Raw genomic sequence first — 15,745 nt, forward strand, 5'->3', positions numbered from 1 at the left:
TTTTTTATTGAAATGGATTTGGAACAATTTTAGGATTATTATCCCTTGCATGTTGAGGAATAAATGTATAGTAATTAGCCAATTGAAAATATCTCGGATTCCTGAAACGCGGTGCGATCATTTTATCGAATACATATTTTCCATCTTGAGGACCACCTACTACCCGATAAGGATAAAGGGCATAAATCATTGTATTGGGATTATTTGCATCGCCATTCCAAACAGTATGTGCTTTTCTCCATCTCTTCAGGTCGAAATAGCGGTGATCTTCAAACGCCAACTCGATCCGTCTCTCATTCATCAGGATATCCAAATTCAAATCCGAAAGACTGTTAGCAGGATGTCCTGCTCTTTCCCTCAATTCATTCACGTACCTGACCGCATCCGGAAGGCCCAGTTCCATCATAGCTTCCGCGGCATTCAGGTATATCTCTGCAAGACGGAAATGTATCCACCAGTTATCGCTCAAAATACCACGGGTACTTGTCCCTGCCCCTGATTGGATGAGTTTCCTCAAATAAAAGCCAGTATTGGAAACTTCCTGCATGGAGCGGTGAGGTCCTGAATTTCCGACCAATACTCCACCATCGGTATACATTGTTCCGATGTCTTCCCCTTCAACAGTATTGTATGATGTGCCATTCCAGACTTTCACTCCGGCCTGAATGCCTGCCGACAAACCTTTGAATGATGCTCCCGAGAAGAGGACAGTTCCATATAAGCGCCAATCTTTATTGGCATAAATATCCGATAGGTCATCGTAATATATGTAATCGGAGTTATCACTGGTCCTGTTTTTCAGCGTACCGGCTGTTCCGTCGAGATAAGGATAGCTTTCCACCAGATTCAACGATGGGGTTACACAAGAAGAAGCCAGATTATCCTCTCTTAATCCGCGGGCAATATTATCGTAAGAAAACCAGTGTCTTTTATCAGGCGCTTTATAATCTTTTACCCAAATCACTTCATTATTACCTGTTTTCTTATCGAAGATTTCATAATAGTTCTCACCTAAATGAGGGTTGCCTCTGTATAATGAATATTTCCCTGAATTAATAATTGCCAACGAAGCCTCTAAAGAAGCATTGTAGTATTCCTCAATTTTAGAAGCCGGTATCCCGACCTCCCCACCGGGAGTTGTAACGGGCACGGCCATAAGGTTATTGTATTTTGCCAAGGATGCGGCATACAGCATAGCCCTGCTCTTCAATGCGAGTGCAATAAACTCGTTGGCTCTCGTCGTACTCCCTTCATTGCCGAGTTGATCTTTGATTTCATCCATTTCTTTGGCAATAAATTCATAAACAGCCGCTTCCGTAGCCCGGGGATGTTGCAAATAAGAAGGATCGCCGCTAAAGTCATATACCAGCTGTTCGGTAATCAGCGGTATTCCTCCCATTCTCCTTACCATTTCAAAATAATAATAGGCTCTTATGAATCTCAGTTCTGCTTTGTAAAGGTTTTTTTCACTTTCACTAAGGACTGTACTATATTCGTCAATGCCTTCAAGCGAGAGATTAATATCACGTACAAGTCCGTAATCCCATATTTCTCCCAGATTGTTTCCGTAAGACGACATCTGATTCCGCCACTCCTCTCCTGAGTAACCAGACCACATAGCGTCATCAAACATTGTCATATCTCTCCAGGTCCCTTCGAGTCCGGTAAATACCGGCAATCGGTTATAGAAATTGGCCAGCAGACCCACGATTTGTTTCGGATCGTTCCAAACCTGTTCTTCCGTGATAATCGTTTTAGGATTCCTGTCAAGCCAATCCCCGTGACACGATACAAGAACAACAGAGAACAAAGCTATTATGCTATAGTATTGAATATTTCTTTTCATACAGATAAATTTTTAAAACGTTAGATTAACACCGAATAAAAGCATTTTCTGAAGCGGATAAACCAGTCCGTTTTCCGAAGCTATTTCCGGATCGATTTCAAATCTCCCGACATTATCCAATGAGAATATGTTTGTTCCGTTGACATATAAACGGACATGGGAAGAACCTATTTTTTCACTCCAGTTCTTAGGCAGGACATATCCCAACTCCACATTCTTCAACCGGAAATAATTCACATTGGTTACCCAAAAGTCATTTGTCCAATAGATCGGGTGATCGCCTCTCAGGTTTTGCCTGATAGCCGGATATGTTCCCGAGACCCAATTGCTGTCAGGGTTGTAAGGGTCTTCCCTGTGCCAGCGGTCTTCAAACATGTAGTGCGGTGCGCTACCGTTGTTCTGGAAAGGGAATTTAAGCTCCCAGTTTCTCCTGTAGCTCTGCATGGTCGCACCGGCAAAATCGGCAGTGAGAGACCAGTTCTTCCAATTCAATCCGATATTCAATCCATAACTGATATATGGCTGGGCACCCAACGCATAACCTATCGGCCTCTCATCGAGAGAATTGATAATACCATCATTGTTTATATCCTTATAGATGAAGTCGCCCGGCAGTAAGTCCGTATTGCCTCTACCATCTATATTTACCGGATAATTTGCAATCTCCTCCATTGACTGGAAACGTCCTATAATCTGATGTCCCCACGTAATTCCCGTCCAACGGTCTTCGCTGGAATTCCGGTATTCATCCCATGCATTACCGAATCTGGGCTTATAGGCCTCCAGCCATCTTCTCCTTGCAAGGGAAGCATTTGCCGCAACTCTGTATTGCAAATCCCCGACATGGTCGGTATAAGAGATCAAACCTTCAATACCCCGGTGGGCGTCTGATTCCAGATTTTCCCTCGGCAGGCTATAACCTACCTCAGAAGGTAATTTAACATCATAACGCGCAGCGGGCAACCCTGTACGTCTTCTTTCGAAAAGGTCAAAACTTGCAGTCAGCTTATAGTTTAACAGGGAAATGTCAATCCCCACATTGGTTGTCTTATTCTCTACCCATGACAGATTACGCACCGGCAATCCTCTTGGTCTTAACCCATTGACAAAATTCCCATCCAAAACGGAATTTCCGTCTCCAAAATTGAATCCTCCCAGATAACTGAACATCGGGAACTGTTCATTGAAGTTAGCCGTGTTCCAGATCTCACTTCCGGTAACACCATAAGAAGCCCTGAATTTCAGGTCGCTCACAGCACTCTTGAGAGGAGCAAAGAAACTTTCGTCGGAAATTCTCCATGCAGCGGAGACCCCGGGAAAGAAACCAAACTGACTGTCCGTATAGTAGAGATACGATCCATCATAACGACCGAGTACTTCAAGGATGTATCTTTCCTTATAATTATAATTTATCCTCCCGATATAGCCTGCACGCGCCTGATAACTCCAGTCATCGGCAAGATAATCCTGCTCGTCCAGATACATTTTTTCAATGTAGTTGTTAGAAGGAACCGTGTGAATAACCAGGTAGGTGTTATCGTAATCCGACTGTTCATACGCCAACACAGCCGACACGGTGTGATCTCCAAAAACGTTGTCGTATGCAGCTGAAAACTGTTGGAAACGCTGCACTACATTTCTTTTATGCTTTTCACGCCAGGGGTTTTGATTACCCCATCCGGGCTGCGTGTAATAGGTATCCGTCTGGGGATCATATCTATAAGCGTCATATGTATATTCGAATCCGTCAAAATCATCATTCCTGTAGTTATAGGCATACATTCCTTTCAATGTCAATCCAAAATTAAATTTATACTGCGCATAGAGGTTTACATTCATGGTCCGGTTAATCTGATCGACCCAACCGGTCACATCATCTTTATAGGTTGCCGGATTCACATTTACATTATGTGTCTGGTGAATATAGTTGGGATTATCATTGGCGTAAGGACTTTCTATGGGCCACATCGTGAAAACACTCAATAAGGGATTAAAATAATCATCTAATCCGGGTACACCCACATTATGTGTAGTTTCCAGGATAGCACTCATTTGGGTACCGACAGTCAATCCGCTTGTCAGATTGGCTTCCAGATTGGCCTGTACGTTAGATCTCTTATAATAGAAATCTCTCAGTATCGCATCCTGATCCGTGTGTGCCACAGACAGGTAATAGGTCGCTTTATTTGTTCCACCCGAAACATTCGCATTTAAATAATACTGGGGAACATTGCGACGTGTGACAATGTCCAGATAATCATAACTCTTGTACCCCGGTTCAGTCCCCGCCTGCCACTTAGCCAACTCTTCCGGACTGTAGAGGGCTGCCGGATTCCTACCGTAATTCTGCTCAGACTCCACCCTTGCCCTCACAAATTGATATGCATTTGCGGGCTGGGGATATCGGGTAAAATTCTGAAGGCCGTAATAACCATTTATATTCACGTTTATGTTATCGTCTTTTCTACCTTTCTTTGTCGTAACCAAAACAACCCCGTTCGCTGCTCTAAGTCCATAAACCGCTGCGGAAGCATCTTTCAGGATTGAAATACTTTCAATGTCCTCTAACGACAAATTATTAAAGATATCTTCTCCGGACCCTTGCGACATACCAAAGGCATCGGCGCCGGTAATCCCTCCATAGGGAACGCCATCGATCACATACAATGGATTTCCCATATTCCTGATTTGCAGATTCACTCCCCTACCCGGTCTTGCATCCGCGGCTCGGGTAGTTATACCCTGTACCTTACCGGCAAGGGCACCACTTAAAGTTGTGGATGTCGACCGAATAATATCTTCAGATTTTACACTACTGATAGAACCTGAAATATTCCTTTTCGATTGTGTTCCATAGCCTACCACCACAACTTCTTCAAGCATTTCTGTGTCTTCAAGAAGAACTACTTTCAACTTTCCGCCGGATACAGTAATTTCTTGTGTTATATAACCAATATAACTAAAAACTAAAATTGATCCATTATTTGCATTGAGGGTAAAATTACCGTCAATATCCGTTACGGTTCCATTTGTAGTTCCTTTTTCAATCACATTTACCCCGATTAATGGCGTATCATTTCCATCAACCACATTACCGACAACAGCATTTTGCGCCATCATCTTCACACTGAATACCAATGAGATAAGCAGTGAAAGTAAAAAAACAATTAATTTTTTCGTTTGCATATCACAACTAAAGATTAAAAAATTAAAATAATCCTACACAACAATTCTCTCTTTCACGATAATTCTCTCTTTCACGATAAAATACAGACGAGCTTCTCTAAAGCCGTTCTACTATAACAGATATTATTTAATAGTCAAAAAACACAAGGTAGTTCAGTAAAACTCCGGGCATATGGACTCCACAACACACCCAAACATAATTTTACTTTAAATTTAAATAACTTATTTAAGGTACAAATATCTTTTTTCCTGAAAGAAACAAGGTGGACAAATGATAAAATAAAGTGGATAAACGACCAAACGGACGTTTTTAACAAAAAAAGCCAGAGTTCATGACCCTGGACTTAATCTCTCTATATATAAATAAATGGAGTAAAACTCACTTCGATTTTTTGGTATTCCATTCGGGGGTTTCAACATTTAAAAGATGTTTCATGAAAAAATCGCGGCGCTTTCTTTCTCCGTATTTTTCTCCTAAAGTATGTCTGGCACCGGGAAGCATCACAAATTCAAACTCTTTATCATGTTTAATCAATTCATCCACGAGTTGCAATGTACTCGACGGATCTACATTATTATCCATCTCCCCGAGGATCAACATTAACTTTCCATTCAGGAGATGTGCATTCACTACGTTGGAACTCTCTTCATATTCTTTTCCAATGGGATATCCCATCCACTGCTCGTTCCACCATATCTTATCCATCCGGTTATCGTAGCAACCACAAGCGGACACACCCACTTTGTAAAAATCGGGATGGAACAAAAGTCCCGCCATGGTATTCTGTCCACCGGCTGACACACCGTAAATTCCCATCCGTTCAATATCCATTTCCGGATATTTCCCTGCAGCCGCCTTTATCCAGGCAATCCTGTCAGGGAAACCGGCATCTTTCAGGTTTTTCCAGCATACGTCGTGGAAAGCCTTGGACCGGTTTGCTGTTCCCATCCCGTCGATCATCACCGTGATAAATCCCATTTCGGCCAGGGCACTGGGCCGGTATTCCACTGCAAATGATTTGGGCACATGCGAATCGTGTGGTCCGGCATAGATATATTCGATTACAGGATATTTTTTTGTCGGATCGAAATTGGAGGGACGAATGATCATCCCCCAGATATCGGTTTCACCGTCCCGTCCTTTCGCAGAAAAGACTTCCGGCATTCGCCATCCGGATGCGGTAACTCCGGAAATATCGGGCTGCATAGCGGGTTTGTATATGATTTTCCCTCCACCCTCAACGGAACGTATTACCACTACAGGCGGTAAATCTACTCTTGAGTACACATCGAACATATACCGGTAATCCTGCGAAAAAGTAACGTTGTGATGGGCATTCTCAGGAGTAAGCGGCGTTATTTTTCCACTATGCATCTCCAAAGTATAATATTTTTCCAGATAAGGGTCTTCGTTCTTATCCAGACCACACGCCTTAAAAAGGATCTGCCTCTTTTTTTCATCCACCTTCATAACAGTTTTCACAACCCATTCACCTTGGGTAAGTTGCTTTTTCACTTTCCCGGATGTTATATCATACAGGTAAATATGACGCCATCCGTCACGTTCCGAAATCCACAACAGTTCATCGCTCTCCTTAAACCAATATTGATAAAGATTATAGTAATGAATAAACGTAGGACTTTCTTCCTTTACTACCGGATGCAGTGTTCCGGAAAGAATATCTCCAGCATATACGATGAATTGCTGATGTCCTCTTTTATTGAAATCGAACGTAAAGAAATCGCTTTTCTTATTCCATTTTATGTTGGTCAGATCATACTGGGAGTCAACATCCGGCACATCAAAATGAATTACTTTTTCTTCATCAATCAAAAAAGCAACCGGACGTCTTACAGGCAGTGCATCTCCCGGTTTCAGATAATCATATGTCTCTGTTTTAGGCTGTAATTGATCCTTTGGAGAAGAAGAGATCAACAACAATTTGCGATCCCCTCCGGGGCGATATTTGCAACACACGATCTTTCTCGAATCGGGCGACCAGTAGATATTCGACGAGTAATATTCGTAAGGTGAACCATCGTTACTTAATTTCCGGATATTTCCTGTTTCTTTATCTTTTACCCAAAGATTCCCTTCCGAGATATAGGCTTCTTTTTTGCCATCCGGAGAGGGGATTCTTTCCCGGGAATCTTCTTTGAATATATTGCCCCAATAGGGTTCTTCACGGAAGCTCTGAACCGGATTCCTGGCAACTTTATAATCTGCCAACAGGGCGTAATAATCGGTTGTTTCAATGCGGAAAAAAATGGAATCCCGCCGGTCACTCAATCGGATCTGCCGGAAAGGAAGATTATATGCATCTGTTTTTTTATCCAATACTTTTGACAAGGAAGTGGCCAGACGTTCCTGATCGAATACATTTCTTTGCGTTTTCTGTTCGGGATCGATCAGATAAAATTCTTTCCCCTTGGGGGTTTGTGTCATATAGACAAAACAATGTGAATCATTTACAGCCTGAACATTTGTTGCATTGTAATAAAATTTTGAGGTGAACCGTTCATTATAACGATCTGCCAATTGGTATAAACTATCTGCGTTTTGTGCTGCAACGGATGATACAAAAAAAATCCGGAATAAAAAAAGGTAGGTAAATACAGGCTTCATTTTATTAATTGTTTATGATTTTATTGTTTAGCTATCTATTTGATTACATTAGTCGTTTTTTCGCAATAGGTGAATTCGAGTAAACTTAGTTGTTTTCTGTTCATTTAGCTTAACGAAAACGTTATTTAATTTCGATACTCAAAATATTTCTCTTTCCTTTTTGGGATTTTACTTCATAATATCCTCTTGTATTTTTTATAATTCCGGTTGGAAGCATTATTTCTTTGTCCTCAGGCACCTTGACCTCTAACAACGCATCTCCGTTAAATTCGATAATCGTTTCTCTCGTTTTCGGATTATAATCAACTTGTTGCATCTGTCCGGAAACAGTTGTCAGGTGAAGGGATTCCGGTGCAATAAAGACCCTGTTTTTCCCGGCCGTTGTAATTTCTGTCCTGATCCATTCTCCATCTTTTTCAATATTGCCACTGAAAGCAACCCATCCGAATTCAGGATGATGAGAGATATAGGTACCTGAACTGACCGCATACCCATAAAATCCGCTGCCGTAGTCTCCGGCATAACCGTCGATAGCCAGCGTAGAAGGATAGGAATGGAAAGCGGCCGGGCCGAAGCCGTCTTCAGTCACATTTGCCAATGGCCCCATTGATCCGGCATGCCCCACCCTCAACAGGTAAAAATCATCCGGATTATCCTTGTAGGCAGAGAGTACGGGTATTGCATTTAATCCTGAACCGTAATGGTGTAACTGGCGTTCAATCCTGGCCAGTTTCCCGCCATATACAAAATCCCAGTATCTGCGGGCGCTCCCGTTATACCCCCAATGGGGAAGCGTTGGCATATAGGCGAGGATTGCGTTGAGGGTAACACCCGCTTTATCGGCATAACCGAAGTAGGATGTCCACATATACACTTCCTCCTGTCCGGTCGAATCCCACGGCATCTCACTTCCGAACGGATAGTTCAACGAACGCCAGTGATCCGCCCGCTTTTTCATTTCCGCTTCCAGGGTAACAGCCATTTCCGTAAATCCTTCCCGTTGCAGATCCAGAAGGATATAGAGGAAAACAGAACCCTCCATCTGCCCGAACTGCGCATAGTAAGGAGCGAATTTCATCATCGCTATGGCTGTATGATAAGCATTTTCCAGGCTTTGTCTCCAGTCGATACCGGTAAAACCACGATTTCTACCCAAATGATACATCACCCAATGGGCTGCGGCCACATGCGGATAATTATATGAACGGCCAAGGTCTTCGGCATTTTCTTTCGACCAGGCTTCCCATCCACGGAACCGGATGGAATCGCTATATGTCCCTTTCGGCATCAGTTCCGGCTCATAATAGAACAGGCTCTTTCTTACCCCGTATTTTGTTGAATCGGAGTTATGCTGGATCCTGCCCCACATTGTTTCATTGATGAATCTTTTTATTTTCTCAATCTCCTGATGGTCGGGCCGTACAAGCTGCTTCATCACAGCAGCCAGCCAACTTCCGGCTCCTGCTTCGTCGCTCAGGCCAACAAACCAGGAACGTCTCTCCTGTGTAAGGATCTGTTTCCTGTCATAATCATAGTTCATGATGGATGGTGAACGTCCGAAAGGGTCATCCCTGTTTTCATACCATTGTGCCGTAGTAAGAAAGTTCCCCAGGTCATCCACCACTTCTTCCTGCGATTTAATCACCTTATAATTAATCGTCTGCAGCGTATTGTCTTCGTAACGGACGGAAACCCGGACCCTGCCCCAACTATTCCCTTTCACTTCATATTCCGACCAGTTATTGGGTGTCTCTCCTTTTTTTGTCAATGTCAGTGCATTTTCCGGATGAACGGAAATGCTACTTATCTTTTTCGGGTATTTTATAAACAACCTGCCTATTTCGTTCATGGGCAAAACATACCCGGGAAGCCCTATTGCAACGGGTCTCTTCCGACGAATCAATTCATCTTCTATTTCCCTGACAGACGGAGCAAGCACAAACCTGAGAGAAAAGTTCTTCGATTCTCCCGAAGCCAGCTTGGCCGAGGTTGGCTCGTTCCAGGGTTCAACATCTTTCCACTCCGTTTCCGCATTTGCTTTGCTATGGATAAGCCATTCATGGAATCCCTCAAATACCACACCTTTTGGCGTCGAATCTTCGTTAAGTGGATTGTATGCCTCAAACGCAGCGTTTTCCTGAGGTAATACCAATAAACTAAAGCCTTTGCCATGTAAATGATTTACCTGAAGATAGCCCGCATCTTTTCCTATGTAAGGATCAAAGAACACATTGTCATGATGCGCCTGATCCAGATTTTTCCCCTCCAGTATATTATTAAAAATAAGAGGGATACCCAAAGACCCTATTTCCACATTATCCGAAGAGAGATTGGTAATCTCAAACCGCAGCACCAGATCCCCTTTATCAGTCTCCCAGAATCTTTTTATCCTCACAGGTATATCTGCAGGCAAAGTAGCGGCAAGATCAGCGGCAGCAACTACATTTCCGCTTATTGTCAACTTCGCAACCGGTTCACGTGCATATGCGGTAGAATACTTTTTCCATCCCTCTTCTCCTGATTTTTTCAGCGTGATATTGATATCTCCCAAATGGTACAACCCGTCTTTATCCCTTTGGTCTATCCTGTCGCCCGGTGTATAATCAAATGATGTATCCGAAAGCAGTTTCAGATGTTTCACTGTTTGAGAGGCATTTACCAGCGTCAGAGAGAAGGACTTTGTTGTAAACGTCTTCTCCCCCATCCCCATAAAAAGCGTGGAGGGCTTTTGTGCAATTCTTTCCCAGGGAGATTGGGCGAAAGCGGGAAGAAGAGTTAAAACAGAAACAATGCAAGCTGTTATTATCAGTCGTTTCATAAGATATAATTTTAGATACAAAATGCAAGAGCAAAGAATCAAGATATAAGAACCAAGACTTTATAAACTAAAAACTAAAAGTGAAGAACTAGAAGTGATTTATTGCTATTCACTATTAATTTTTCACTTTTAACTTTTAATTATTCTTTGAGATTTCCCAATTGTACAAATTTACCTTTTTATGACGGCTGATCCTTTTATCCGTTTCAGGAAAGTATTCGGATAAGATCCCGTACAATCCGGGATCATATACTTTCAGTTCTTCCCGTGTATTCACTTTATTATGCTTCCCGTCACCTCCGTCATTATCTACTTCAGCATTGACATTAAACCAACTCTGTACACCTTCCGCCCAATATTCCCAGATATTGGTAGCAGCATATGTATTGATCCATCGTCCGTTTTTGATAGCGGCATCCAGTAATGCCTCCAGACTATCATTGAATTCAGGGTTTATCGGTGAAATTCCTACATCATGGATCGTATGCGCGAATTCATGGATCAGAATATCTTCAGCATGGTATTTATCGATCTGATATGCCAGAATATTCTCCTCGGCACAGGTGGTTAACGGTAAATCGAGTGTTCCTCCCAATCCCCGAGCACGAACATCCCAATTCAGGGAAGTATCATTGGCGAGATAGGCATGTTCGGGTATATCGGTCGTTCCTTCGTAACGCGCCATAATCCCGATCCGGGTATCCCTGCTTGTCATTGATTCCAACACCTCTCCGGGCAATATATCCGTCAGCGCTTTAATAGTAAGGTATGCAGCATAATAGCATGAGTCAGGAACCCTCCACGAGCTAATAACATGTATTCCGTTTACATTCATATACTTTTTGTAAAACGGGTCCAGGTTCAAAGCGGCCGGTGGTGTTGTTATCTCTGGTGTATCCACCAATTGATTCAGGGCATTTGTCTCATTCAATGGTGCCGATCTTTGATTTTCCCGAGTTTGACAACTCATAATGAGCAAAAACAGACAAATAATTTCTACTGCTCGTTTCATATTGGTAATTTTGAAAAATGATAATTTAAAATGATCTGTCTCATTGAATTTGTTTATAGTTCTCATCGCATAGATCCAGTTCCGATTCGGGAAAATAGCGCAAAAGCAAGTCATACATTTCCGGATCATATGTTTTCAGCTTTTCGCGGGTATTAACGTCATTGTGCACTCCATTGGACTTTTCCGAATAACGGTTACAGTCGAAAAAAGACTGTACGGCTTCCGCGAAATATTCCTCTTTATTGCTGATCGCGTACGTATTCTCCCACCGTCCTTTTTCAATGGCATGTTGACGGAGTGTTTCCAGTTCGGAATTGAAACCGGGGTCTACCCCGACAATACCCACCGTATGGATAAGATGGGCAAATTCATGTACAAGAATGCTTTCGCCTTTATACCGGTCACCCTTCATACAAAGCACATTTTCCTCCCCACAACTCGCGCTGAACGCATCTTCAGGGGCACCGCCGAAACCGCGCGCCCGTTTATTCCAGTGGGCAATATTTTCAGGCGTATCGCAGATGTGGGCGTACTCGGGCAAATCGCAAACCTCTTCATTCCGGCCGATGATCATTACTTTACAGCCGTTCTCCACCATGACCTGTCTCACATCCGGCCGTTTGGAGAGCATAACCGTAATCACATGCCGGGCACGGATAAGTGCTTCGTCTGAAACATTTTCCGATGCAACCACCGGGATACCGGCCACATCGAGATGCTTTTTGTAAAACGGATCGATTCCCAATCCCGCCGGGACGGAACCAACCTTATCCTTTGTTTGTGCAAATCCGTATCCGCAAAAAAGCAGTAAAATCGTTATAAGTACAGCTGTCTTATCTCTCATAATTCAAAAACACCAATTATTTGTTTACTTTCCATTCGACTGTCAAACGGTAATTGAGCGCCATTGACATTCAATATTTAATTAATAGCTTCCTTTAACTTGTCAGTCGCGTTTTGTATCATATCATGGGTGCCGCTGCCATCGTTTACATAGGATACAACCATCCGGGCATACTCAATAGCCTCTATCACGTCCGGCGACATCTCTTTGGAGGGTAACCTGTCGGCCTGCCGGAGCAGAGTAGACAGCGGATAAAGATCCTCAGGTTCAGGTAAATTACCCGGCCTCATTGTGTTGATAGCCGCATTGAGAGCAGAAGCAGCCAGATTGACTTCATTTTGGCTGTAGTTCTTGTCTTTGTTCTCGCATACTTTTTGCGATTCCCCGAGTTGGTACACAAGACGCCTGAAAGCATGCGGGGCCCAGGGCGAATATTCCGGTATCTTTATCGTGAGGGCATTCCAGGCATCCTGCGTCTTTTTTCTCTCGATGGCAAGGTCCAGCACTTCGCCGAGGTAACTTTTATCGACGCTATTTGCCAATACAAGGTCTTTAACAGCTTTGCGCAGCAGCAGTATCTGCTTATCGACCGCTAACTGCGACTCTCCGGTTTTTTCCACCTCTTTCGCCGCAGTTATCGCTATTCGGAGGGCAAGGTATTTATCCCATGTGAAATCCTTTTCTTCTTTCGTCTCAGCCTCTTGTATAGCCTCAGACAGTTGTGATTTATCCAGTTTGGCAGATTGTAGCTCTTGCACGCTACGTCCTATCGCGGCGATCTGATCAACGATCTGCTCCTGGGTAGCCTGTTCGGATCGGCTCAGCTCTCTACCGGCCTCAACAGATGCTTTCAGTGCCTCATAAGACTCTTTCGAATAGTTTTCAGGCCGGAACACCGTTGCTTCTTGTAATTTTTCCGATAGCATCTTCCTGAACTCGGCGAGAAGGTCGTCCACAAGATCGATCCTGAAATAGTGGGTAGAATTCTTATCCCTGTAATAATCCGGTTCAAACGTTCTATCGCCTACCGTCAATGTATAGAGGTTACCGTCAGTGCCGTTCGAACCACCGCCGGGACCGTTGAGCACAATATTGTTCAAAGAAGGATCGATCGCAAGCCTTGCCTCTTCCCAACTGTTTACACCTGTAGCGGTCATGGCCAGCGGGCCGTACATGATGGTACCCGCCCACATGGGATCGAACTGGGTGTCGGGTTGATTTTCCCCTGTGGTGGCTGTCTCCATTTTATCAGGCCCGTAATCGATATGCTTTCCAAAAGGCATGATGACCTCCACGATGTCGGCGTCGGTCCAGTCACGTGCAGGAATAGTCACGTAAGAACTTGGCTGATAAGAGGAAGCGACCGGAACACCATTCAGCCGGATATCGAACCCTTCGGTAGCCCAATACGGCACACGCAGCTTCATCTCAAAATTCGCCTTACCGTCCGTAACCCTGATGGTAGCACTTTCGGCCGGCCACAAACAATCCTGCTGGATAGTAACACCTTTGGCATCCCACTGGAGGACAGTCGGCATATACAATGCAACCCAAAGCGTATTCTCTGACACAAAATACGTGGCTTCCTGATACTTGACATGGTTTTCGGAACCCGTACCCCCGCAGCATGTGGATTGGGGAGTTCTATTGCCCCAGGGCTTTGAAGCGTTGAGTCCCACTGCATAATGATAGATTGTAAGGTAGCAGGTACTGTGGAGTGAACCCACGAGTTGGTTATACAGGACACGCTCGTAGTAATCCATATATCGGGCATCGCCGGGATCGAAACAGTTTAGGTCTCTGGTCAGTTTAGCCAGATTATAAGCACAACATGTCTCGTTTAAAGTGGGAGTAGGATTGGTTGCCATGCTCAGTATCTGGGTATAAGGTTGCCTGAACATCTCACCGTTACCCACACCGCCGGTAGAATAGCGGTAACGTCCCTGTATCATTTCCCAAAAATTTTGAGACAAATGATAATAATACGGTTTATGGTTCCCTCTAAAACTACGAAGCGCGCTGGTGATCTTGGGAATATGCTGGTTAGCATGCCGCGTGCGTATATCATCGATATTCCTTGCCAGCGGATCATAGAAAGCCGGACTGTCGAAGAAATTCGACGCTTCGAGCAGATGTGCTTTCTCAACGGGATCGTCCACCATTTCGGAAAGCCGCGCCAACGACTCCCCGGTTCCACCGTCTTCGCCAGCGATATACATATTCCACATTTCATAGCGGTTGCCGGGACGGGCTCTCCGTTCCTCCTGCGTCCCGTCTGTCATCACATAGGTGCGGTAATGCAGCCGGTTCCATATCCATAAACCCATATCTTTGGCTATAAGAAGGGCTTTGGCCGCCACTTCCGGATCATCGACATACGTGGCAATATCGATCAGTCCCGCTAACTGCTTATGAATGGAATAATAGGGCGCCCACACCCAACTCTCGTTGTTATACGCGCGGTACATCTCTATCAGGGCCGCATGGTGTGCAGGAATTGCGTTGAGGTAACCGTAACCGTATTTCGTCCATTCCGTTTTATGAATGTCGAAGTCCTTCCAGGTACCCTTCATGTCCCGCAGTTCGGCTTCGGGCGCAAAGTCACGTGCTTCCCAATACCTTCCAAGATCTTCATTCCAGACGAACGTCCTTTCCTGGCATTCCCGCAACTCGTTGACCATCCGGGTCATATTATCACGCAGTTTCTTTTTTTGTTCCGGGTCGGCAGCGCTGGCGAAAGCTAAAGCCAGCGCAGACATATAATGTCCCGACCCGTGTCCTTTCAGCTTGGTGGTGGGAGAATCCCAGCCATCGGATTTCGTGTACCCTTCTGTACTTAGTCCATACGTATCCCTGTAATTATAAAGTTGCTGGGTAACATCCCAGCTTATAATTTCACGGATCGCCAGTTCCCTGTTGGAAGTCAGCCTGTTGTCCCCGATTATCATGACCTTATTTAACGGAACCGCCTCTGCCACCGGAACAGGAGATGGAGCGGCCTGCCCGCCTGAAACCACTTTAACTTTGGCTATGATCGGATAACCGTAGGGTGTAGTATGATCGCCTGTAATAAAACCACTGACCGTATATTCATGGCCGACAGGGTTCATATCCGGATTGGCCTGGTCTTCTTCCACGTTACGCGCCGAATTAGACCATCTGGTCTGGCGGAATTCCGATTTCCCGTCGGAATAAGTCACCCAAAGCCGATAAGGTAATTTCGGCGCCATACCAACCGGGCATTCAACAAACACCGGTTCAACCCGGATAATTTCCCTGGTCCCGGAAGGATTGGAGGTTTTTACAGCGAAAGAATTTGAAGCAATACCAAACAATGGTATCAGCCACAATACGCCGCCCAATGCAGCGATTATAAGATTTGACCTGTTCATCATCATTTACTCTCATCGGTT

At 44.3% G+C, this 15,745-nt stretch carries 7 protein-coding genes; all 7 read right to left on the reverse strand.

What is annotated here, in order from left to right; genetic code table 11:
• Window positions 1-4: 4 nt before the first annotated feature.
• Window positions 5-1,846 (reverse strand): RagB/SusD family nutrient uptake outer membrane protein, encoded by a 1,842-nt coding sequence (locus F597_RS0111450; protein WP_019539884.1) that lies wholly within the window; start codon window positions 1,844-1,846, stop codon window positions 5-7.
• Between the two features lie 12 nt (window positions 1,847-1,858).
• Entirely contained in the window at window positions 1,859-5,032 is a 3,174-nt protein-coding gene (locus F597_RS0111455) for a SusC/RagA family TonB-linked outer membrane protein (RefSeq protein WP_052319816.1), read from the reverse strand.
• 379 nt (window positions 5,033-5,411) lie between these two features.
• A complete protein-coding gene (locus F597_RS0111460) occupies window positions 5,412-7,658 on the reverse strand; it encodes a S9 family peptidase (protein ID WP_019539886.1) in 2,247 nt (748 codons plus the stop codon).
• A gap of 121 nt (window positions 7,659-7,779) precedes the next feature.
• Window positions 7,780-10,476: a DUF5695 domain-containing protein gene (locus F597_RS0111465; RefSeq protein ID WP_044060238.1), complete on the reverse strand. Its 2,697-nt coding sequence runs from the start codon at window positions 10,474-10,476 to the stop codon at window positions 7,780-7,782.
• Between the two features lie 136 nt (window positions 10,477-10,612).
• Window positions 10,613-11,488, reverse strand: a complete 876-nt coding sequence (locus tag F597_RS0111470) for a hypothetical protein (RefSeq protein ID WP_087880401.1) — start codon at window positions 11,486-11,488, stop codon at window positions 10,613-10,615.
• 40 nt (window positions 11,489-11,528) lie between these two features.
• The gene (locus tag F597_RS0111475) at window positions 11,529-12,332 is read right to left on the reverse strand and encodes a M90 metallopeptidase family protein (protein ID WP_019539889.1); all 804 of its coding nucleotides are present in this window, start codon (window positions 12,330-12,332) and stop codon (window positions 11,529-11,531) included.
• 77 nt (window positions 12,333-12,409) lie between these two features.
• A complete protein-coding gene (locus F597_RS0111480) occupies window positions 12,410-15,730 on the reverse strand; it encodes a beta-L-arabinofuranosidase domain-containing protein (RefSeq protein WP_019539890.1) in 3,321 nt (1,106 codons plus the stop codon).
• Window positions 15,731-15,745 lie beyond the last annotated feature (15 nt).

Origin of the sequence: Proteiniphilum acetatigenes DSM 18083, from assembly GCF_000380985.1 — a bacterium.
GTDB lineage: Bacteria > Bacteroidota > Bacteroidia > Bacteroidales > Dysgonomonadaceae > Proteiniphilum > Proteiniphilum acetatigenes.